Source organism: Paenibacillus tritici (assembly GCF_018207515.1).
GTDB classification, from domain to species: domain Bacteria; phylum Bacillota; class Bacilli; order Paenibacillales; family Paenibacillaceae; genus Paenibacillus_AQ; species Paenibacillus_AQ tritici.
Window position 1 is genome coordinate 4759224 of record NZ_CP073365.1, and the last position, 21311, is coordinate 4780534.

The 21311-nt window shown below is 52.5% G+C and carries 18 protein-coding genes; 4 read left to right on the forward strand and 14 right to left on the reverse strand.

Annotated features, from left to right (window positions below):
• Window positions 1-254 precede the first annotated feature (254 nt).
• The 8 genes from KDC22_RS20585 to leuC all read right to left on the reverse strand — a co-directional run bounded on the left by KDC22_RS20585 (window position 255) and on the right by leuC (window position 10457).
• Window positions 255-521, reverse strand: a complete 267-nt coding sequence (locus KDC22_RS20585; RefSeq protein ID WP_039308864.1) for a hypothetical protein — start codon at window positions 519-521, stop codon at window positions 255-257.
• 2 nt (window positions 522-523) lie between these two features.
• On the reverse strand, window positions 524-1231 hold the full coding sequence (gene nth, locus KDC22_RS20590; protein WP_173128940.1) for an endonuclease III: 708 nt from the start codon (window positions 1229-1231) through the stop codon (window positions 524-526).
• A gap of 213 nt (window positions 1232-1444) precedes the next feature.
• Window positions 1445-4228, reverse strand: a complete 2784-nt coding sequence (locus KDC22_RS20595) for an S-layer homology domain-containing protein (RefSeq protein ID WP_211720183.1) — start codon at window positions 4226-4228, stop codon at window positions 1445-1447.
• 56 nt (window positions 4229-4284) lie between these two features.
• Complete coding sequence (locus KDC22_RS20600) at window positions 4285-4941, reverse strand: GerMN domain-containing protein (RefSeq protein ID WP_211720184.1); 657 nt, start codon at window positions 4939-4941, stop codon at window positions 4285-4287.
• A gap of 108 nt (window positions 4942-5049) precedes the next feature.
• Entirely contained in the window at window positions 5050-6492 is a 1443-nt protein-coding gene (locus KDC22_RS20605; RefSeq protein WP_211720185.1) for an N-acetylmuramoyl-L-alanine amidase family protein, read from the reverse strand.
• Window positions 6493-6645: 153 nt separating this feature from the next.
• Window positions 6646-8220: an N-acetylmuramoyl-L-alanine amidase family protein gene (locus KDC22_RS20610; protein WP_211720186.1), complete on the reverse strand. Its 1575-nt coding sequence runs from the start codon at window positions 8218-8220 to the stop codon at window positions 6646-6648.
• Between the two features lie 179 nt (window positions 8221-8399).
• On the reverse strand, window positions 8400-9002 hold the full coding sequence (gene leuD, locus KDC22_RS20615; RefSeq protein WP_211720187.1) for a 3-isopropylmalate dehydratase small subunit: 603 nt from the start codon (window positions 9000-9002) through the stop codon (window positions 8400-8402).
• Between the two features lie 30 nt (window positions 9003-9032).
• The gene (gene leuC / locus KDC22_RS20620; RefSeq protein ID WP_211720188.1) at window positions 9033-10457 is read right to left on the reverse strand and encodes a 3-isopropylmalate dehydratase large subunit; all 1425 of its coding nucleotides are present in this window, start codon (window positions 10455-10457) and stop codon (window positions 9033-9035) included.
• 167 nt (window positions 10458-10624) lie between these two features.
• Between leuC and KDC22_RS20625 the strand changes: the two genes are divergently transcribed.
• Entirely contained in the window at window positions 10625-11536 is a 912-nt protein-coding gene (locus KDC22_RS20625) for a LysR family transcriptional regulator (protein ID WP_173128958.1), read from the forward strand.
• A gap of 93 nt (window positions 11537-11629) precedes the next feature.
• On the opposite strand, the gene KDC22_RS20630 is transcribed toward KDC22_RS20625, so the two are convergent.
• Window positions 11630-11827, reverse strand: a complete 198-nt coding sequence (locus KDC22_RS20630; protein WP_173128960.1) for a hypothetical protein — start codon at window positions 11825-11827, stop codon at window positions 11630-11632.
• A gap of 441 nt (window positions 11828-12268) precedes the next feature.
• On the opposite strand from KDC22_RS20630, the gene proB reads away from it, so the two are divergent.
• The 3 genes from proB to proC all read left to right on the forward strand — a co-directional run bounded on the left by proB (window position 12269) and on the right by proC (window position 15634).
• On the forward strand, window positions 12269-13372 hold the full coding sequence (gene proB / locus KDC22_RS20635; RefSeq protein ID WP_173128962.1) for a glutamate 5-kinase: 1104 nt from the start codon (window positions 12269-12271) through the stop codon (window positions 13370-13372).
• Between the two features lie 117 nt (window positions 13373-13489).
• Window positions 13490-14737 carry a glutamate-5-semialdehyde dehydrogenase gene (locus KDC22_RS20640; RefSeq protein WP_211720189.1) on the forward strand — a complete coding sequence of 416 codons (1248 nt, stop codon included), beginning with the start codon at window positions 13490-13492 and terminating at the stop codon, window positions 14735-14737.
• Between the two features lie 30 nt (window positions 14738-14767).
• Window positions 14768-15634, forward strand: coding sequence for a pyrroline-5-carboxylate reductase (gene proC, locus KDC22_RS20645; protein WP_211720190.1), 867 nt, complete (start codon window positions 14768-14770; stop codon window positions 15632-15634).
• Window positions 15635-15916: 282 nt separating this feature from the next.
• Here the strand turns inward: proC and KDC22_RS20650 are convergent, their stop codons facing one another.
• From KDC22_RS20650 to KDC22_RS20670, 5 genes are all read right to left on the reverse strand, one after another.
• The gene (locus KDC22_RS20650; RefSeq protein WP_211720191.1) at window positions 15917-16504 is read right to left on the reverse strand and encodes a hypothetical protein; all 588 of its coding nucleotides are present in this window, start codon (window positions 16502-16504) and stop codon (window positions 15917-15919) included.
• Between the two features lie 544 nt (window positions 16505-17048).
• Window positions 17049-17816, reverse strand: a complete 768-nt coding sequence (locus tag KDC22_RS20655; RefSeq protein WP_211720192.1) for a DnaD domain protein — start codon at window positions 17814-17816, stop codon at window positions 17049-17051.
• A 23-nt stretch (window positions 17817-17839) separates the two neighbouring features.
• Entirely contained in the window at window positions 17840-19135 is a 1296-nt protein-coding gene (gene asnS / locus KDC22_RS20660; protein WP_211720193.1) for an asparagine--tRNA ligase, read from the reverse strand.
• A 21-nt stretch (window positions 19136-19156) separates the two neighbouring features.
• Window positions 19157-20365, reverse strand: coding sequence for an acetate/propionate family kinase (locus KDC22_RS20665; protein ID WP_173128975.1), 1209 nt, complete (start codon window positions 20363-20365; stop codon window positions 19157-19159).
• Window positions 20362-21234 (reverse strand): 3-hydroxyacyl-CoA dehydrogenase family protein, encoded by an 873-nt coding sequence (locus KDC22_RS20670; RefSeq protein WP_173128977.1) that lies wholly within the window; start codon window positions 21232-21234, stop codon window positions 20362-20364. The genes KDC22_RS20665 and KDC22_RS20670 overlap by 4 nt, the downstream gene beginning before the upstream one ends.
• Window positions 21235-21311 lie beyond the last annotated feature (77 nt).

Genomic DNA, 21311 nt, shown 5'->3' on the forward strand with positions numbered 1-21311 from the left:
GGTGAACATTTGGACTTCCGGCCGCTGTTGTCACCAGATTTCTTGATTTGAACCGCTCTTCGCTGATGAAATCCGGTGACAAAGGCGGTCGCTACCGCTCCTACAGTTCCAAATTTCCCCTCCGTTTCTTTTGCTTTTTGTTATTTTCTTTAGTGCTTCTTATATAGCTCCCCCAAATTTATGCAAAAAAAGAGAGGCTGTCCTGGCAGCCACTTCCTGGCTACCGGACAACCTCTCTATCGTAAAAAACTAAATTAAGCTGTTTCCAGGACTGGAAGCAGAATTTCAAAAACCTTGCCGTGCTGCAGAATAGTCAAACCGCGGGCTTTGTCCTTCATTACGACAACCTCTGGTTTCACAGACATACGTTCCAGGTAGAATTCAGGCACATCGCCGGAATGGCTGATGGTGATGCCTTCCACTTCCTGCTCTTCATTCTCTTCCATCGGGCTGTCCACTACACGGTCAAAAATATCGGAAAAAGCTTCAAAATTATCGGTGTATACAGAAATGCATTTCATCTCTATCCCATCCTCTTCTTCTCTAATTCTTTGTTAGGTTTCGTATGAACCTTATCTTTCCTGATTACAGCTGTTTTCATACGTTTTTTGCCCTCCCGGCATACATCCAGCAGCGGGCAGATCTGACATTGCGGATTCTGGGCCTTACAGTGATATCGTCCGAAAAAGATCAGCCGGTGGTGGGTCAGCGTCCATTCCTCACGCGGCACCGCCTTCATCAGCTTCTTCTCCACTTCCAGCACCGAATCTTTCCAGCCCGCGAGTGCGAGCCGTTTGGCTACCCGTTCCACATGAGTATCCACGGCAATAGCCGGAACGCCAAAAGCATTGGACACGACCACATTCGCAGTCTTACGTCCGACCCCCGGCAAGGTTACCAGCAAATCATGAGCCTGGGGCACTTCTCCCCCATACTGCTCAATCAGAATAGAGCAGAGGTTCTGAATATGCTTGGCCTTGTTGCGGAATAATCCAATGCGCCGGATATCTTGCTCCAGCTCTTCAAGCGGCACGGAAATATAGTCGATTGGAGCCTTGTACTTCTGAAACAGGTCCTCGGTCACCTTGTTCACCGTTGCGTCCGTACATTGGGCTGAGAGCAGCACCGCAATGGTAAGCTCAAAAGCGTTGCTGTGATTCAGCTCGCAATGCGCATCAGGAAACATGCCTCCGATGGTATCCAGGATGTGGCGGACCTCTGCAGCTTTCATAGCGTCCCCTCCACAGAGTATATGCCCGCAAGTTGTCCCTCGCAGTCATACGGTCTCAAGTCTGAAGAAATATAAGCAAAGATACATTATATCGTATACTTTCATAGCGTTCAAGCGAACACCGTGCTGCCCTTATATTTCAAAAAAAACGCCTTGATCCAGGGCAGAACCAGGGATCAAGACGGTGTTTCACACGGAAAATCACCAAAACGATTATTGTTTCACAATTTCTACAACCTTGTCGTTGTTGAAATACATTATAATATTATCATTTTCTTTGAGAGATTGCACGGGTAAAGTCGTGTCACCTTGATGAATATATACATTCGGAGCCAGCACGAACTTATAATTATCATTCAGTGTGGCGCGTTTGGTCAGCACTTCATTCGTTGCACTCTCATAACGGGCGAAGGTCCGGTTAAGCTGGCTGAACACAGAAATGATCATTACACCGCCCGCATCCTTACGTACCCATACCCGGTCCGAGGTGCTGATACCGCTAAGAGCGGTCGAAGCTACGCCGTCACGCATTATTCTTACTCCAGCACTGGCATTGAAAGACTGGGAGGCTCCGGCATAATCCTTCACACTGAACGTACCCGCCGCCGCATCCACTGCCGAGACTTGTCCGGCAACCTGCTTAACCGACTGCAGGGAGACCGGTGTGGACCCGTCAAAGGCGATGTTCACGAAATCTCCGGCCCTCAGCTCACTGAGTGCAATCTTCTGTCCTGCTTCATTGGTAAGCGGGACAGATAACAGATTCAGCTCGCTGCTGGTGCTGCCGCCCTCTAATTTCACAGTCATCTTGTTCGTGTTGGCATTCACGGTCGCTATCTCAAGCTGAGTACTCCCGGTCACCCTTAGAATCGAGATCGTATCCTGATTGTTTGAGAGAACTGCCGTTACCGGCACATTCAAAGGTACGTCCGTGATGGCTGCCCCGCTTTTGCCAAACATATCAATGGAGGACGGATACGACATCGTCAGCAATTGTCCGTTGCCCACCTTCAGCACAACCGTTCTGGACGTAGTATTAATGGCCGTCAAGGTTCCCGTGTATTTGGTAGTCAATTCAACAGACATCGCACGTTCATTAATGGAGGTCACATCTATCTTACGGTTTTCCGTCAGTCTTGCTCCCATGGTGGTCAGCGAAGTCGTAATCAATCCGCCGTAAGCCATTTTTGTTTTCTCATCCAATTTGACCACATGGGCCTTACCATTATTATCTGTAAAGGTCAGGTACTGGGTCTTAGAATTGTAATCCACGACAGTAGCTGCGGTGTGTTGTTCAATCTGACGGCTAAGCACTTCAATCTTCGTCACCTGATCACTGCTGTTCAGGGTAAGCTGCACGTTGTCTCCGCCTGTTTTGTCAGCAATCAGATCAGTCATTACCGGACTGGTGACATTTGGAATAACAATGGCCGGAGTGGCTGCGAGCAGGTTAACCTCACGGCTGCCATCACTCTTCTGGTAGACGATCGTGGAATCCGTCAGCTCATAGATGAAGCCCTTCACTATGCGTTCTACTCCAGAGGTGACTTCTACAGAACGGATCACATTATCCTTAATGGTATAAGAGACTGCAGCTCCGGTCTTCAATTCTGCCGGCTGGATGATCGTACTCTGGGAGCTGAACAATGTCGTTCCGTCTTCCCATTTGAAGCTTTCCACTGTGCCATCCGCATTCTTGAAGGTAATGCTCTTGGCCGCAGCATCCACGCTTTGAACCGTGCCCTTAGCCGTCTTATTGACGATACCGGAAGTGACCTGCACCTTCACAACCTTGCGGGACCCGCTGAAGGTTTCGCGGAGCAGCGTAATTTTGCTGCCAGCGGTAATGGAAGAAGGCTGAATGACCGCCCCGTTCACATCCAGGAAGGCAGTTGCAGCATCATAGCCATACTGATCGTATCCGTTAGCTGAATCGACCCAGATTATACCCGGTGTAAGCTTGGTAAATACGCCTTCCGCCTGTTCAACCTGAAGGGCCGGATCAGTCAGCTCCACATAAGAGGCGTTATAGGTTGCTCCAATCACAGTGACCTTCGTGTAGGGCTGAATTTCATTCAGAGAGATCCGGTTCTCGGAGCTGCTTGTGAAATAAGCGGTATTCGCATTCAAAGTAAACTCCAGAGCGCCGCCATTACTGTACAGTGACAGCTTGCCATCCTTCAATGAACTGATTGTTCCTTTGAAGGTATTGTCATAATCCAGCGTATTATGTGCTTCAGCACGGCTGAAGAAGGTAGCGAGCTGTGCGCGGGTAACTGCGCCTTGCGGGTCGAAGCGGTTACCCGTAAGCCCGTTCGCCAGTCCCAGCTCCACGGCTGTGTTAATGTAGCCGCGCTTATTCGCAGAGACCTTGGCATCATCGGCGAACCCCGTCGGCTTACCGGCTGCCGCCGATGCTGAAGCGCCCTTACCCAGAGCCCGGATCAGCAATTCCGCAACCCATTCACGGCTGGCCTTGCGTTCTCCCCACGAGTTCTTGAGATTATCCGCTGCCATTTCGGTGGTCTTATCCAGAAGTCCCTGCTGGAAGGCCAGGATCACATACGGCTTATAATAATTCGTAACAAGAAAGTCATTCGGAAGGGCAACATCTGCGCTTGTATTCACATTGCCCTGCAGCTTCATGAAGCGCAGTGCCATCAGCACAGCCTCCTGCTGGGTAACGGAATCCCCCGGACGGAATAAACCGTTATTGCCGACAACAATCCCCTGGGTCGCCAGCTTATAGATATGTTTCTCGGCCCAGAAGCCTGTCTTGACATCACTGAAGATTCCACCAGCCTGTACAGCAGTCTGCGGGGCTGCCGCACCTACTGTTGCCCCGGTTGAAGAGTTATCGGCAAAAGCAGTCCCTGCTCCGCCAAGCACCATCGCACCGGCCAGCACGGCAGATACCGCTTTAACAGAATAAGATTGCACCGTACGTTTTATTCTTTTTGGACCGGACAATTCGATATTCCCCTCTCTATGGCTCATCTGAATTTTCTATGTTGGTACTTTCGTCAGCCATCCGGCTTATTCCTGCCTAATGCCTACAATCCGTTGTTCTCACGGGTGATGGGATGCACGAGATCCACATGCCCCATAAGACTCTCCACTTGCTCTCCGTCTACCAGTACATCGATATTCTTGACCTCATCGAACTGGAAGAAGGTCTGGGACAATGCGCTGATGGCCAGGGCTTCGCCGCCTGCACCAAGCTGTGCCTCATCCGGTTTATGGATATCCAGCACAATCTGTCCATTCGAGAACTCCAGCGATTTCAGTTCAATCTTGTTCCATAGCGGAATTTGCTTGGCATCGCTGCTGTTTTGCAGCGTTTTGAAGGCTTCTGTATATTTGTCCTTGGCATCCTTAAAGGTTATAGAGACCTCCGCCGTAACTAATTCGTTCTGTTCCTGGTCCGTATAATAAGCCTTAATCTGCAGGCTCTGCTTCTCAGGAGCTGCCGGCTTATCGGTAGCTGCCGGAGTCACCGTTGCTGTAGGCTCTGGCTCTGGTGTACTTGTAGCCTCCGGTGTAGCCGTGGGGCTCTCATTCACGGCATTGTTTCCTCCAGCACCGCTGGATACCGAGATTGATTCCGGAGCGGATGTGGCCGCCGGTGCAGCCGTAGGTTTATCGCCGCAGCCCGAAATTACCAGGAGCAGTATTGCTGCCATTCCTGCATATGTCAATTTCTTGTTCATTTCGATGAACCCCCTCCAGATAAATACGGGCAGGCCGGGGCCGCAAAGTCCTTTTGACCTCAAAATAGGGTCCAAATCCGACTCTGCAGCCCCTGCTGCCGCCCGCTGTTATTGAATTCCGAGATATTCTTTAATCCCACTTACCATTGATGCGGCAACGCTGTTCTGCAATGCTTCGGTGAACAGCAGCGCCTCATCTTTTCTGTTGCTGAGATAACCGACTTCAAGCAGTACCGCAGGCATCTTCGTCTCGCGAATGACATGGAAGTTGCCGTAACGCACACCCCGGTTACTAAGTCCGGTAGCCTCTACAAGATACTTGTGCATCACATTCGCCAGGGCCTTGCTTGCCTCCCGCTGATAATAGGTCTCCGTTCCGCTCGCAGCAGATGACCCGCTGCTGTTGGCGTGGACGGATATGAACAAATCCGCTTTGAGGTTGTTGGCCATTGCCGCCCTGTCCTTCAGTTCAAGGAAAGTATCGTCACTGCGCGTCAACACCACATCAATTTTGTTCTCCTGCTTCAGCAGCTCAGCCGCTTTCAGAATGACGGCCAGATTAAAGTTCTTCTCATATTTGCCGGTAACGCCTACAGCCCCTGAGTCCTTGGCGCCATGTCCTGCATCGAGCACTACCAGCTTCCGCCCGCTGTTGCCAGGCTGAGTGGAGGTATCTACTGTACTCTGTGCATTCAAATCGACAACAATCAGTTTGGAGCTGTCCCCGGATACATCCACGCTATAATTTTTGGCGGTATTCAGATCAATTACAAAACGCACAGTATACGGATCGGTGCTATACAGCGAATAGCGGACACCTGATACATCCGGATAATCCGTAATTTCGAGCTTGCCGTTCAGGTTAGGATCAAGCGCTTGTCCTGAACCGAACACATCAGAGAACGTGGCATTCGGCAGATCGATCACAATCCGGTCCGGCCCGCTCATTTTGCTGACACTAGGCTGGACGTTGCCCTCCAAGGCTATGGACAGCCTGTTCTCATTGAAGCTTATGCCGTTAATCATGCTGAGGTTGCTTGCCGGTTCGCCCGGCGGCACTACAACACCCCCGCCGCCTCCGTTACCTTCTCCTGTGTCAATGTTAGGATCAGGAACTTGCGGGGTAATAAGCTCTACAATCTTTTTCGTGTTATCCCATTTGACTGTAAGTCCGAACTGCTCCCCGATAAACCTGATCGGTACGAGAGTCGTATTGTTCCGCAGGAGAGGTGCCGTGTTCAGGATCACCGTCTTCCCGTCAACGGAGGCAGCCGTCTGATTTACAATCAGTTGCATGGTCTTTCCTTGCTGTTCAATCGTAACGGTCTTGCTTGTCTGATTCCAGTCCACCTTGTATCCAAGGTTCTCAGCAATCATTCTTAGCGGCACCATGATGGAGTTATTTACATTTTCCACCGGAACACCTTGTCCTGCAGTCAGTTCCTGGCCATCCAGGAGGATCTTGTTCTGGCCGGCAGCGGCTTGTCCATGCCCCGGCAGCACCACAACAAAGAGCAGCATCAGCAACAGCATCAAAGCAAATTTCTTCATTCTTCACCTCTAAGACTCTAGTATTCCGCCCCCACTCGAGCGTTCTTGATGGCATGCCAACTGACAACCTTCGACATAGTTAAGACGCCCTTAGAACTTAAAAGTTGCGAATAAATACCATACAAAGTGGAAATGTCTGTGTATTCCCTGTGATTACAAGCCCAGATATTCCTTAATTCCAGCTACGATCTCACGGGCCAGATTATCCTGCAGCTGTTCGCTGTACAAGGCGGCTTCGTCTCCAGGATTGGTCAGATAACCGGCTTCCAGCAGAATCGCAGGCATCTTCGTCTCCCGGGTAACATGCAGGCTCTTCGAGCGGACACCATTGTCCTTGAAGCCAGTTCCCGCTACGAGATGCTTTTGCATGATTTCGGCCAGTGGAAGGCTTTCGCTGCGGCTGTAGTAGGTTTCGCTTCCGTTGACTTTGTCCCGGTTCGGGTATCCTTTATCAAGTGAATTCGCATGCAGTGACACGAACAGTGTAGCGTTCGCCGCCTGGGCAATATTCACCCGGTCCTGCAGACCCAGCGTAACATCTGAAGTACGGGTATAGATAACATCTGCCCAGCCTTCCTGTGTAAGAATAGCCCCGGCTTTAAGGATCACTGCGAGATTGAAGGATTTCTCCAGCTTGCCGGTAAGGCTGACAGCCCCCGATTGCTTGCCCCCATGCCCGGCATCCAGTGCAATAACCGGTCTTCCGGTGAATCCCGGATTCACGGGTGTCCCCGGCCCGCTATTCGCCGCATTGAGATCAATAGTGACCAGTCCGGTACTCTCATCCGTGCTGACCTGATAGTTCTGGTAGCCCGTCGTTTGAATGACAAATCTGACGGTTGCAGGATTCGCGCTGAACAACGCGTAACGTATTTCGGATATATGCGGGTAACCGCTGACATCCAGCTTGCCTTGCGGACTGCCGCCGGTGGACACTCCCGGGAAGCTCCCGCTGAAATCAGGGGAGAATACCGCTCCGGCAAAATCCACTACAATCCGGTCGGGTCCGGTAACTCTCGTAACCGTAGCCTTGGCCCCGCCGGCAGCGGCGACAATCAGCCGGTTCTCGCTGAATACAGCCCCTTTGACTACCGGTGATGTAGCTGCTGGAGTCGGGGTAGCTGTAATACTTCCTCCTACCTCTTCCGGAATCTCTGTGCCCGTCTGAGGCGGAAGGGTCGGAGACGGTGAAGCAGACACTCCAGCAGGCACAGATGAGGCTGCCGGCGCTACAGTAGCTGTGGGCAGCGGATTGGCAGTGGCCGGTGTATCACTTGGCACTCCCCCGCTTAAGTAGACCGTCTTATCGGTATTATCCCAGCCGACGCTAAGTCCGAATTGCTCACCGACAAAACGGATAGGCACCAGCACAGTACCGCCGTTCTGCTTAGGCGCGGCGTTGAGCGTCAGGCTTACCCCATCGGCTTGGGCCGTTGTGCTGCCCACAGCGAGCTGGACAGACTTACCGTCCTGCTGGACGGTTACTTTGCGGCTGCTCTGTTCCCACAGCACTTCAAAACCAAGATTCTCCACCACTACGCGGATCGGGATCATAACGCTTCCATTCACGTTCTCAAGGATCACCCCTTTGGGCAGGGCAAGCTCCTTGCTGTCCATCACGATCTTCCCGGGCGTTGTCCCGGCTGCCGCAGCTTCATGGCCGGCGAACGACAGTAGGAGCAATGGCAGCAGTAATAGAAGCAACATCCGTTGTCCGGCTTTCTTCATCCTTTCCTCTCCTTTGGTCGATTGATAGATTTGCAGATAAGATTAAGACGACACTAATCCCCAAAAGTTGCCTACGCAGGCAATAATATCTCGATTATAACAAAAAAACTTCTATTTCCGACACCCGGAAATAGAAGTTTTGTGTAAAATTAGTAAACTTGACGAATCTCTTCCCCAGTTTAGGCGAAAAGCTTGGCCGCATGGCGTTCTTCATAAGCGGCAATCTCATCCGCATGCTGAAGCGTCAGACCGATATCATCCAGCCCCTGCAGCAGGAACTGCCGGCGGTGCTCATCCAGTTCAAACGTGATGGCAAGGCCATAATCGTCACTCAGCTTGTTGTTCTCAAGATCCACTGTAAGGGTGTAGCCATCATGCTCAGCCGTGCGGCTGAACAGCTCATCAACCTGGGTTTCGGAGAGCTTGATCGGCAGAATGCCGTTTTTGAAGCAGTTGTTGTAAAAGATGTCGGCATAGGACGGGGCAATCACCACTCTGAAGCCGTAATCCATGATCGCCCAAGGAGCATGCTCCCGCGAGGAGCCGCAGCCGAAATTCGCGCGGGAGATCAGCACAGAGGCTCCCTGATAACGCGGTTTGTTCATCTCAAATTCCGGATTGTCTTGTCCCGCTTCATCAAAACGCCATTCGTAAAAAAGAAATTGTCCAAACCCCGTACGCTCAATCCGTTTCAGGAATTGCTTGGGAATAATCGCATCCGTATCGACATTCACCCGGTCTACCGGGGCTACAATTCCTGTTAGCTTCTTAAATTCTTCCATTTGCTGTATCCTCCTGCTCTCTCAAATATTCTATGCGTTGACGGCTTCCGTCTTGTAGTTCCAATCCCGTACATCCGTGAACCGCCCTTTGATTGCAGCCGCAGCCGCCATAGCAGGAGAGACCAGATGCGTGCGTCCGCCGCGTCCCTGGCGTCCTTCAAAGTTCCGGTTGGAAGTAGATGCACAGCGCTGTCCCGGCTGGAGAACATCCGGATTCATCGCCAGGCACATACTGCAGCCGGCCTCACGCCATTCAAAACCGGCTTCGGTGAAGACTTTGTCCAGACCTTCCTTCTCGGCCTGCATCTTCACGCGTCCCGAGCCAGGCACAACGATTGCTGTAACTTTGTCGGATACCTTATGGCCTTTGGCAACCTCAGCCGCCGCACGCAGATCTTCAATCCGGCCGTTGGTGCAGGAACCGATGAAGACATAATCAATCCCGATTTCAGAGATAGGAGTGCCAGGAACCAGATCCATATATTCAAGCGCCTTCTCGGCTGCTTTGCGTTCATTCTCGGTGGTGAAGTCAGCAGGATTCGGTACACGGGAGTTAATATCCGTACCCATACCCGGGCTGGTGCCCCAGGTAACCTGCGGAATCAGTGTTTCAACATCGAATTCCACGACGGTATCATACTCAGCGCCTTCATCACTTACAAGACCCTTCCAGATCTCCACTGCGGCATCATACGCTTCGCCCTGCGGTACATACTGGCGTCCGCGCAGATAGTTGAAGGTCGTCTCATCCGGTGCGATCAGTCCCGCTCTTGCTCCGCCTTCAATCGACATATTGCAGACGGTCATGCGCTCTTCCATAGACAGTTCACGGATAGCTTCACCTGTATATTCAATAACATATCCTGTAGCGAAGTCTGTTCCGTATTTGGCAATCACGCCGAGAATCATATCCTTGGCAGTCACTCCCGGATTACGGCTGCCGGTGAAGCGGACCTCCATGGTCTTGGCCTTGGACTGCTGCAGACACTGGGTGGCCAGCACATGTTCAACTTCGCTGGTACCGATTCCGAAGGCCAGGGCACCGAATGCTCCGTGTGTGGAGGTATGGCTGTCCCCGCAGACAATCGTCTTGCCGGGATGGGTCAGGCCAATTTCAGGTCCCATAACGTGAACGACACCCTGGTCAATATCATTCAGATCGAACAATCTTACACCAAAATCACGGCAGTTCTGTGAGAGCGTATCAATCTGCTGCTTGGAGATCGGATCGGTAATATTAAAGCGGTCCTTGGTAGGCACGTTATGATCCATTGTAGCAAAGGTAAGTCCCGGACGGCGGACCTTACGGCCGCTCAGGCGCAGTCCTTCAAAGGCCTGCGGAGAAGTAACCTCATGAACCAGATGAAGATCGATATAAATAATGCTTGGCTTGCCTTCTTCTTGATGAATAACGTGATTATCCCAAATCTTTTCAAACATTGTCTTGTTGCCCATGAATTTCACCTCATATAGTAGAATCGTTCATTTGAAGAGAGTGTGGAGTCCCTCTTGAATGTTCTAAATATAACATCAGTACGTTTATAATTCCAAGATATGATTTCTATAGGGTTCATAGGTTATACTTATAAAGAGATGATCCACCCTATTAAAGGAGCTTATGTATGGAACTTAGACAATTGCAATATACGCTGCAGATTGCAGCCGAACGGAACTTCTCCCGCGCCGCAGAGAAGCTGCATATCGCCCAGCCCTCGCTCAGCCAGCAGCTGTCCAAGCTGGAGAAGGAACTTGGGGTGCTACTCTTCCAGCGGAATACCAGCTCTGTGGAGCTGACCCATGCCGGTGAGAAATTCGTTGAACAGGCCCAGGTTATTATTGATGCCGTGGAGCTGCTCAGACAAGAGATGTCCGACATCTCCCAGCTGCGCACCGGCCGTGTTATGGTCGGCAGCATGCCGATCACCGGAGCGCATCTGCTGCCGCATGTGCTGCCTGTATTCAAGCATAAATATGCCGAGGTCGAAATCACCCTGTTGGAGGACTCCTCCATGAATCTGGAGAAGCTGACAGCCAGCGGACAGACCGATCTCAGCCTCCTCTCTCTGCCGCTCGCCATTCCGACTCTGGCCTACGAGGTGCTTGGTGAGGAGCGGATTGATCTTGCAGTCCCGCCGGAGCACCCGCTGGCTGGCCGTGAATCGCAGGATATCCGCACAAGCCTGGCAGAGCTTAAGGATGAACCGTTCATTGTGCTTAAGGAGGGGCAGGGCTTCCGTAAAATGACAGTGGAGCTGTGCCGCGCAGCCGGATTTGAACCGCGGATTGTTTTTGAGAGCAACAATATGGAGACGGTGCAGTCGCTGGTTGCGGCCGGGATGGGCGTTACACTGGTGCCGCATTTCATCGCGCGCGCTCCCCGGAGCGAGTTCGTGCCGGTCTATCTTCCCTTGGCGGAGCCGGTGCCCAGCCGCACCCTGGTAATTGCCTACCGGCGCGGACGTTATTTATCCCGCGCGGCGGAAGCTTTTATTGAAACCTTCAAGGCAACCGTTGCAGGTCTCACAGACCACTAGAACTCCTAGATAAGCGTTAATAACGTCAAATGCCCGTCCGGCTTATGAAGGAAAGCCGGACGGGCATTGCTGCACGTTAGTATATCTAGAATATTATTTACGCAGATTATGCTGTGAAATCAGACGGTTCTGATCATCGGGCAGGCGTGCTGTGCTCCCGTCAACAGGTCCCTTGGTACGGTTATCTCCGGCCTTCTCCTCTACAAATTCGCGGATCGTCTGATTTTGAAATTCGGCGGCTTCCTTGGCATTGTGACTCTGATCCTGCCTTGCATCGCTGCTCTTACTCAAATCATCCACCTCCTGGTCATAGATTATAAGTATTTTACCCGTTCCCCTGAAGCCCAAACATCCAATCCGCTGACAGCACTGCCGGAATAAATTTGTCTGCGCCTCTTTGCAAACCCCGCTGCCCCATGGTATCCTAAGTGTCAAATAGTGAAACGTGCTGACGGGACCAGTAAGAATTGGCGTATATTCGTGTGCAGAGAGTAAATTCCTGAAGGCTGGGAGAATTTACCGCGGATGACCATTCTGAATCCTACCCCCGAGCGGCCTGCCCCGCAGGACGGATACTCCCGTTATGAGAATGAAGTCGGATGAACCCTCATCAATGAAGGTGGTACCGCGGAAGTTAATCATGCTTTCGTCCTTTGCTAAGTCTAAGGATGGGGGCTTTTTGTCATTTTCGGGCTTAACAGGTATTTATACTCGAGAGGAAAGTGAAAGACAATGACAACAAGAGTTGTGGTCAAAATCGGCAGCAGCTCGCTCACGGGTCCTGAAGGCGGCCTGAACCGGGAAGCGGTGGCGTTCTTCGCATCTGAGATTGCCGCCCTCCGCAAGGACGGCTGTGAAGTGCTGCTGGTAACCTCAGGGGCTGTGGCTGCCGGATTCCGGGGCATCGGCTATTCCTCCCGCCCAAGGCTGTTGCATGAGAAGCAGGCAGCGGCAGCGGTAGGACAGGTTATGCTGATGCAGGCCTATCAGGAGGCCTTCGCACAGCATGGCATCCCCACCGCACAGATTCTGTTGACCCGCACGGACTTCTGCAGCCGCCGGGCCATGAACAATGCCATGATGACTGTTGAGGAATTGCTGCGGCAGGGAGCCGTCCCCGTGTTCAACGAGAATGATACCGTATCGGTGGATGAGCTGAAATTCGGCGATAATGATACCTTGTCGGCGCTGGTCGCCAATCTCCTGAAGGCTTCGCACCTGCTGGTGCTGACCGATATGGACGGCGTGTACAGCGGCGATCCCCGCAAGCATCCCGATGCGGTGCGGTATCAGCATATTGAAGAGATCACGCCGGAAATCTATGCGATTGCAGGCGGTGCAGGCTCAAGTGTAGGCACCGGCGGCATGAGATCCAAGATTGACGCTGCCAAGATTGCCACACGGGGCGGCGTCCCGGTCTTCGTCGGCAGGGTGACGGAACCCGGCGATTTATCACTCGCAGCGGCCGGAACCGGCAAAGGCACGTATTTTGCCACCACCCTCTCCTCCCTGCCGGTCAAGAAGCAGTGGCTGGGCTTCATGTCCACACCGCTGGGATCATTATACGTCGATGACGGAGCCGTTGAGGCTCTGCTGCACGGAGGCCACAGCCTCCTGCCGGTCGGTGTCCGGCGCATCGAAGGCAGCTTTCATTCCGGGGACGTTGTTGAAGTGCTCGGCCCGGATGCGAAGCTGCTGGGACGGGGCATCGTCAATTATGATGATACCCAGCTCCGCAGCATCCAGGGGCTTCCCAGCCGCGAGATTGTTCCCAAGCTGGGTGAAGTACACCGGCTGGAGGTTATCCACCGTGACGAATGGATTACGCTTCGTTAAGCTCACCAGGCTTTTAGCGTATGCTCACCAAGCTTTTAGCGTATGCTTTCGAAGCGAGTTTTGTAAGAAGCTCTTTCAGAGAAGCATATGCGCACAAAACTTTTAGGGGGAATGGTCATGAGTGAAGTGGTACACAAAACAACGCTGGCCAAAGCGACCACCGGAGTGCTAGCAAGCCTGACTACCGGTCAGAAAAATGAAGCACTGCTTACAATGGCCGCAGCTCTGCGTGCAGAGGCTGACTACATTATTGCCGCCAACGCCGAGGATCTGGAGCGCGGACGGGCCAGCGGCACGCCAGAGTCAATGCTCGACCGGCTGGCACTGGATACCTCACGGATTGACAGTATAGCTGAAGGCTTACAGCAGATCGCTGCGCTGCCAGATCCGGTTGGCGACAATCTGGAGACCATTGAACGGCCCAACGGTCTTTTCATCGAGAAGGTAAGGGTCCCGCTTGGGGTAATCGGTATTATCTATGAAGCACGCCCTAACGTAACCGTTGATGCTGCCGGTCTGTGCCTCAAAACAGGCAACGCTGTCGTCCTGCGCGGCGGTTCCTCCGCCCTCTCATCTAACCGTGCGATTGCAGAGGTGCTGCACCGCGCGCTTGCGGGAACAGCCCTTCCTCCGGATGCCTTGCAGCTGATTGAAGATCCGAACCGCTCCTCCGTAGATGAAATGCTGAAGCTGAACGGACTGCTGGATGTTATCATCCCGCGCGGGGGAAGCTCCCTGATACAGAATGTGGTGCTTAATGCTACAGTACCCGTGATTGAAACAGGTGCAGGCATATGCCATACTTATCTGGATGCAAGCGCCAATCCGGAAATGGCAGAGCGCATTAGTGTGAACGCGAAGGCACAGCGGCCTTCGGTCTGCAATTCCATGGAGACGCTGCTGGTTCACCGTACTTATGCAGACCAGCATCTGCTTGCACTCGCAGAAGCCTTCCGCGAAGCCCGTGTGGAGCTGCGCGGCTGCGCGGATACGGTAGCTCTAATCCCTTGGGCTCTGCCTGCATCACCGGAGGACTTCGCCACGGAATACAACGACTATATTCTTAATATTCGCATCGTGGACACTCTTGAGGTGGCTCTCGGACATATCTCCGAGTTCGGCACCAAGCATTCTGAGTGTATTGTGACAGAGGATGCCGCTCAGGCTGCCCGTTTCCTGCAGGAGGTTGATGCTGCGGCTGTATATCATAATGCCTCTACCCGGTTTACGGACGGCTTTGAATTCGGATTCGGCGCCGAGATTGGCATCAGTACACAGAAGCTTCACGCCCGCGGTCCTATGGGGCTGCCTGCATTGACTTCAACCAAATATATGATTCACGGCTCCGGCCAAATCAGGGGATAACTCACTCAACTTATAGGGGGACTGCCAGCCATGTGCCAGCAACCAGCAATTCCGCTCATCAATCATAATATCGTTTTTTATGGCGCAGGCTCCATGGCTGAAGCCATTGTGCGGGGAATGATCGCCCGGAATGTAGTGGAGTCGGGTAAAATCACTATGCTGAACCGCAGCAGCAACGAACGCCTGGCTGAACTCCGCAGCCGTTATGGCGTTCTCGGCACTAATGCTCCTGAGCAAAAAACCGAGGCCCTGCGCACTGCGCCAGTCATCGTCCTGGCGATGAAGCCCAAAGACGCAGCCGAGGCACTCCGCACTCTGGGCCCGCTGCTGTCGCCGGATCAGCTCGTAATCTCCGTGATCGCCGGATTGACCATCCGTACGATGCAAGGCTTGCTAGGCACACCGCAGCCCATTGTCCGCTCGATGCCTAACACCTCAAGCTCCATCGGCCTCGGGGCAACCGGTATCGCCTTCTCCAAGGAGGTTGGCGAAGAGAGCCGCCGTACTGCGCTTAACATTTTTGAAGCGGTTGGCTTAACGGCTGTCATTGATGAAGAACGGATGGAGACCTTAACCGGCATCTCCGGCAGCGGACCGGCTTACATTTACTACATGATGGAGGCGATGATTGCCGCCGGTATCCGCGGCGGACTGCCGCTGGAGCAGAGCCGCGAGCTGACTGTCCAGACAGTGCTCGGAGCAGCAAGAATGGTACAGCAGACCGGTGAAGAACCAGCCGCTCTGCGCAAAAAGGTTACCTCGCCGAACGGATCTACCCAAGCGGCGATTGAAGTACTGGAACGCGGTGATTTCTTCGAGACTGTAATCGCTGCGGTCAACCGCTGCGCCGAACGCTCCCGTGAAATGGGCTCGGCTCTTGAGAACGAGCTGCGTTAATCTATTGGCATTATTCCTGTTATTATTTTGAGCTACTGTTTCTAACACAGACAGCCCGCAGATTCTTCCAGAGGAAGGAACTGCAGGTTGTCTGCTGTCTACTGCAATCTACGGGTAACCTACGTGTAATGACAAGAACAAAACTAACTTAAGCTGTGAAACATCGTGGACTCTGTGTAACACTGGGATCTTTGAAACACACTAAGATCTTTGAAACACGCTGGACTCTTTGATACATACCGAACTCTGTGAAACACGTTGGAGCTTAGGCCGCAGCCTCCGTCAATCTGTGGGATTTATACCTTTGAATCTTGCTTGCCGCCCACTTTCGGCGGATTCAGAGGGATTTATACCTCTGAATTCCTCATGCCGCCCACTTTTGGCGGATTCAGTGGGATTTATACCTTTGGTTTTTTCATACCGCCTGCTTCTGGGGGATTCAGTGGGATTTATACCTTTGGTCTCTTCATACCGCCCACTTTTGGCGGAATCAGAGGGATTTATACCTTTAATTTCCTCATACCGCCCACTTTCGGCCGAATCAGTGGGATTTATACCTTTGGTTTCTTCATACCGCCCACTTTCTGCCGAATCAGTGGGATTTATACCTTTGGTTTCTTCACTCCGCCTGCTTCCGGAGGATTCAGTGAGATTTATAACTCTGATTTCCAATTTTCGCCTGCTTCCGGCGGAATGAGGTGCACTTTTGCTCCTTATTTTCGCCTCCCGCCTACTTCCGGCGGAATGGGGTGCACTTCTGCTCTTCATTCCCACTTCCCGCCAACTTCCAGCAGCCTGGGGTGCACTTTTGCTCCTTATTTCCGCTTCCTGCCGACTTTCAGCGGCGTGGGGTGCACTTTTGCTCTTCATTCCCGCTTCCCGCCCACTTCCGGCGGTATGGGGTGCACTTTTGCTCTTCATTCCCGCTTTCCGCCCACTTCCGGCGGTATGGGGTGCACTTTTGCTCCTTATTCCCGCCTCCCGCCTGCTTCCGGCGGAATGGGGCGCACTTTTGCTCTTTATTCCCGCCTCCCGCCTGCTTCCGGCGGAATGGGGGGCACTGCGGGGGACTTTCACTTTTACTCCCAACAGACGAACTCCCAACCATCGCATGAAGCATGAACACCCCCGCAGGAAGCTGCGGGGGTGTTCATGCTGATCCGGGGCAGTCTGCCCCTCAATCCAATTATTCTAACTTTAAGCTGTTTCGTTCACCTACAGTTCACTCCTAGCATACCAACAGCTCACTCAAAGTTCACCAATAGTCCACTCACAGCTCGCTTATAAGCTCACCTACAGCTCATGTATAACTCACTCACATTTCACCTATGGCTCACACTTATAGCTCACCAACAGCTCACAACGGCTCACTTATAGCTAACCAACGGCTCGCTTAAGCTCACCCACAGCCCACTTACCGTCCCCCACCCCGGAACTTCTGGGAATAGGCTTTGACATCCTGGGCGTTTTTGACCCGGTTGCGGGCCCATTCCAGCAGGATGCGGTCAATATAGCGGAAATGAACTTTGCCGGCGAAGACAGATTCCTTGAGCGCCAGCAGAATCAGCTCTTCGGGATAACGGTCTTCATCCACCCAGCCGGAGATGGACTCACATTCCATCGGTGACAACGGGCGGCCGAATTCCTTCTCGAAAATACTGAACAGACTCCGGCTCTCCTCGGCGTCTTGACCAGCCGGTGCAGCCGGACGGCCATAACCGCCCTCCGGGGCGGGAGCCCCGGAGTAATGGGCGGCTGCCCGTGAACCCGGCTCACTCCCAGACCGGCCCGGCTTCTCCTGAGGATTCGCCTGCGCGATTTCCGCCAGATAAGCGCCCAGCTTGGCGTACAGGCCGGAGAAGTTGTAGCGCTCATAGTGGATGTCCCGCAGCTCGTCGTTATCTCCGTCGATGCTGATGAACCCTTCCTTCATGAGCTTCTGCAGCTCTCCGGCAAGCACTGAGATGCTGCGCCCGGTTACGGCCTGCAGCTCCTCCAGTGAAGGGAAGTCTATGCCCTCCACTTGCCTGAAGGAGAGCAGGTGAATCAGCAGCATCGCCTCACTGCCGGTGAGATTCAGCTTCCTGTAATATTTCAAGAGTGCATAAGGAATGACGGCCATTCCGTTCTCCAGGCCAAAAGCAACGCCTTCGCCCCAGGTACTCCAACCTTTTCCGTCCATACGTTAGCCCCCTTTGCCCTTCCTTACGGGTAAAGACGGTACAGTGTACGAGGGAAGGCAATCGTCTCACGCACATGGTCCAAACCGCAAATCCATGCAACTGTACGTTCCAGCCCTAGACCGAAGCCGGAGTGTGGAACCGTGCCGTAGGTGCGAAGATCCATGTACCATTTGTAGGTGTCCATCGAAAGATTATGTTCTTTGAAGCGGGCCTCCAGCAGCGCCGGATCGTCGATACGCTGTGATCCGCCGATGATCTCCCCGTAACCTTCAGGAGCAATCATATCCGCACACAGCACCACTTCAGGGCGCTCAGGATGCGGCTTCATATAGAAGGCCTTGAAGGAAGCCGGATAATGGGTAATGAATACCGGTCTGTCGCTCATTTCGGCAATTGCCGTTTCGTGAGGAGCCCCGAAATCATCGCCCCAGGCGATTTCATAGCCTTTTTCATTCAGGAACTTGATGGCATCGTCATAGCTGATCCGCGGGAACGGAGCTTTGATATTCTCAAGCTTCGAGACATCGCGGCCAACCGCTTCCAGCTCGGCCCGGCAGTTCGTAAGTACGGACTGCACCACGAAGCTGATGAATTCTTCCTGCACGCACAGACTCTCTTCATGATCCGTGAAGGCCATTTCCGGTTCGATCATCCAGAACTCGATCAAGTGGCGGCGGGTTTTGGATTTCTCTGCACGGAAGGTAGGCCCGAACGAATATACGCGTCCCAGAGCCATTGCTGCGGCTTCCATATACAGCTGTCCGCTTTGGGTCAGATACGCGTCCTCTTCAAAATACTTCGTATGGAACAGGTTGGTTGTCCCCTCTGCTGACGTCGGCGTCAGAATCGGCGGATCTACCTTCGTGAAGCCACGCTCATTGAAGAACTGCTGAACCGCGCGGATAATCTCCGCACGAATCACCATAACTGCCCGCTGCTTGGAGGAACGCAGCCAGAGATGACGGTGATCCATCAGGAAATCGACACCATGCTCCTTCGGGGTAATCGGATAATTCTCGGTCAGATGAATAATCTCAATTCCCGTAACCGTCATCTCGTAGCCCGACTGGCTGCGGGGCTCTTCGCGGATAATCCCGGTTACATACAGTGAGCTTTCCTGGGTCAGGCTCTTGGCATCATTCCAGACCTGCTCAGGCACTTCTGATTTCACCACGACCCCCTGGATATACCCGGTACCGTCGCGAAGCTGCAGGAACTGAATTTTACCGCTGGAGCGCTTGTTGTTGACCCAAGATCCGATCACAACACTCTCTCCGACATGCTCGTTCACGTTCTTGATTACACTCTTATTAGCCATGCCTACAATCTCTCCTCTAATTTAGCCGTTGATTCCTTGCACAATACGATAGGTATCGCGTGCTATCACAAGCTCTTCATTCGTGGGTACCACAAGGACCTGTACCTTGGAATTCTCTGTAGAGATACGCCGCGGATCTCCCGAGCGAACCTTGTTGGCTTCTGCGTCAAGCTCAATGCCCAGGTAAGACAGGTTGTTCAGCACCTTCTCGCGGAGCAGTGAAGCATTCTCGCCTACACCGGCGGTAAAGACGATAATATCCGCACCGTTAAGGGCCGCGGTATAAGCTCCAATATATTTGCGCAGACGGTATTCATACATTTCAAAAGCTAGAGAAGCATTCGGCTCGCCCTTCTCGTACCCTTCAATGATCTCACGCATATCGCTGCTGATACCGGAGATCGCCAGCATACCGCTGTGCTTGTTAAGCATAGAGTTGACCTCACCGTGAGTCAATTCTTCCTTGTTCATCACATAAGGAACAATGGCCGGGTCAATGTCACCGCTGCGCGTGCCCATCATCAGACCCTCAAGCGGAGTCATACCCATGGAAGTATCTACAGATACACCTCCTTCGATAGCCGTCAGACTTGCACCATTACCGATGTGACAAGTAATAATCTTCAGTTCTTCCAGAGGACGTCCGACAAATTCTGCCGCTGCCTTGCTTACATAATCATGGGAAGTACCGTGGAAGCCGTAACGGCGGATCTTATATTTGCTGTACAGCACTCTTGGGATTGCATACAGGTATGCTTTCTCTGGCATCGTCTGATGGAAGGCTGTATCGAAAATAACCGTCTGAGGTACACCCGGCATATTGCTCTCGGCAGCAAGAATTCCGAGCAGCGCAGCAGGGTTATGCAGCGGAGCCAGGTCGAAGAGACGGCGGATTTCACTTTTGGCTTCCGTAGTGACAAGCGCGGATTCCTTGAAGCTCTCTCCGCCGTGTACCACGCGATGTCCCACAGCATTGATCTCGTTGATGGAAGCAACGACGCCATGCTCTTTGTCAGTCAGATTAGCCAGAACCTTGCGGATAGCCGTAGTGTGTTCCAGAATTTCACTGACTTCTGTAACTTCCTGCTTACCGGTTGGTTTGTGAGTCAGAATGGAGGAATCCATACCGATACGCTCTACAAGACCCTTCGCCAGTACGGATTCATCCGTCATGTCATAGAGCTGATATTTCAAAGAAGAACTGCCTGCGTTAATTACTAATACTTTCATACCCGGTCACCATCCTTGTCATACTTGAAGAAGCCTTCGCCCGATTTTGTACCCAGTTGTCCGGCACGCACCATCTTTTTGAGAATTGTAGATGGACGATACTTGAGTTCGCCGTATTCACGGAACATGTTCTCAAGTGCGGCAAGAACGGAATCCAGACCGAAGCGGTCTGCCATTTCAAGCGGCCCGTTCTGGAACTGGTAGCCAATACGCATAGCGTCATCAATATCTTCAGGAGAAGCGACACCTTCCTGCAGCACATGCATAGCCTCGTTAATGAACAGGCAAATGAGGCGCGAAGATACAAATCCGGGGGATTCGTAGATCATGACGCCTTTTTTCTCTACAATCTCATCAACAAAGGCTTTGGTATCTTCAAAAGTGCTGTCTGAGGTCTTCAGGCCGCGCACGATTTCAACCAGATCTACCTTTCCTACAGGATGTATGAAGTGCATGCCGATCACGCGTTCCGGATACATTGTCGAGCTTGCAAGCTCCGTCAAGCTGAGCGTTGACGTATTGCTGGCAAGAATAATGTGGCTCGGACACACCTGATCAAGCTGATTGAATACCTTTTGCTTCGCTTCCAGATCTTCAACGATGGTCTCAATGACCATATCGCAGGAGCTGAGTTCAGCGAAATGTGTCACTTTTTGGATGCGGGCCAGAATCAGCTTCTTCTCCGCCTGGGTAATCGCCCATTTCTCCAGCTGTTTGTCGAGACTGGTCTCAATCATTTCGTAGGAGTAGTTCAGTCTTTCTGCAGTTTTCTCCACCAGCATAACATCCAGGCCCTTGGCTGCCAGCATTTCGGCAATCCCTTGTCCCATTGTGCCTCCGCCGATGACACCGATCTTTTTAAAATTCATGTAAAAGTCTCCATCCTTTCAGGTATCTATACTTCTGTATTGTACCTTGTCTGTCGTAAAAAATAAGTAGCCCGACA

Excerpts from the sequence above, each read along its gene's own strand:
- KDC22_RS20665 (WP_173128975.1), bottom strand. The coding sequence starts at position 20,365 with ATGAAAGTATTAGTAATTAACGCAGGCAGTTCTTCTTTGAAATATCAG.
- KDC22_RS20595 (WP_211720183.1), bottom strand. The coding sequence starts at position 4,228 with ATGAGCCATAGAGAGGGGAATATCGAATTGTCCGGTCCAAAAAGAATA.
- proC (WP_211720190.1), top strand. The coding sequence starts at position 14,768 with ATGTGCCAGCAACCAGCAATTCCGCTCATCAATCATAATATCGTTTTT.
- KDC22_RS20670 (WP_173128977.1), bottom strand. The coding sequence starts at position 21,234 with ATGAATTTTAAAAAGATCGGTGTCATCGGCGGAGGCACAATGGGACAA.
- leuD (WP_211720187.1), bottom strand. The coding sequence starts at position 9,002 with ATGGAAGAATTTAAGAAGCTAACAGGAATTGTAGCCCCGGTAGACCGG.
- KDC22_RS20605 (WP_211720185.1), bottom strand. The coding sequence starts at position 6,492 with ATGAAGAAATTTGCTTTGATGCTGTTGCTGATGCTGCTCTTTGTTGTG.
- asnS (WP_211720193.1), bottom strand. The coding sequence starts at position 19,135 with ATGGCTAATAAGAGTGTAATCAAGAACGTGAACGAGCATGTCGGAGAG.
- leuC (WP_211720188.1), bottom strand. The coding sequence starts at position 10,457 with ATGGGCAACAAGACAATGTTTGAAAAGATTTGGGATAATCACGTTATT.
- KDC22_RS20600 (WP_211720184.1), bottom strand. The coding sequence starts at position 4,941 with ATGAACAAGAAATTGACATATGCAGGAATGGCAGCAATACTGCTCCTG.
- proB (WP_173128962.1), top strand. The coding sequence starts at position 12,269 with ATGACAACAAGAGTTGTGGTCAAAATCGGCAGCAGCTCGCTCACGGGT.
- KDC22_RS20640 (WP_211720189.1), top strand. The coding sequence starts at position 13,490 with ATGAGTGAAGTGGTACACAAAACAACGCTGGCCAAAGCGACCACCGGA.
- KDC22_RS20655 (WP_211720192.1), bottom strand. The coding sequence starts at position 17,816 with ATGGACGGAAAAGGTTGGAGTACCTGGGGCGAAGGCGTTGCTTTTGGC.
- KDC22_RS20610 (WP_211720186.1), bottom strand. The coding sequence starts at position 8,220 with ATGAAGAAAGCCGGACAACGGATGTTGCTTCTATTACTGCTGCCATTG.
- KDC22_RS20650 (WP_211720191.1), bottom strand. The coding sequence starts at position 16,504 with ATGAAGAGCAAAAGTGCACCCCACGCCGCTGAAAGTCGGCAGGAAGCG.
- KDC22_RS20625 (WP_173128958.1), top strand. The coding sequence starts at position 10,625 with ATGGAACTTAGACAATTGCAATATACGCTGCAGATTGCAGCCGAACGG.
- nth (WP_173128940.1), bottom strand. The coding sequence starts at position 1,231 with ATGAAAGCTGCAGAGGTCCGCCACATCCTGGATACCATCGGAGGCATG.
- KDC22_RS20585 (WP_039308864.1), bottom strand. The coding sequence starts at position 521 with ATGAAATGCATTTCTGTATACACCGATAATTTTGAAGCTTTTTCCGAT.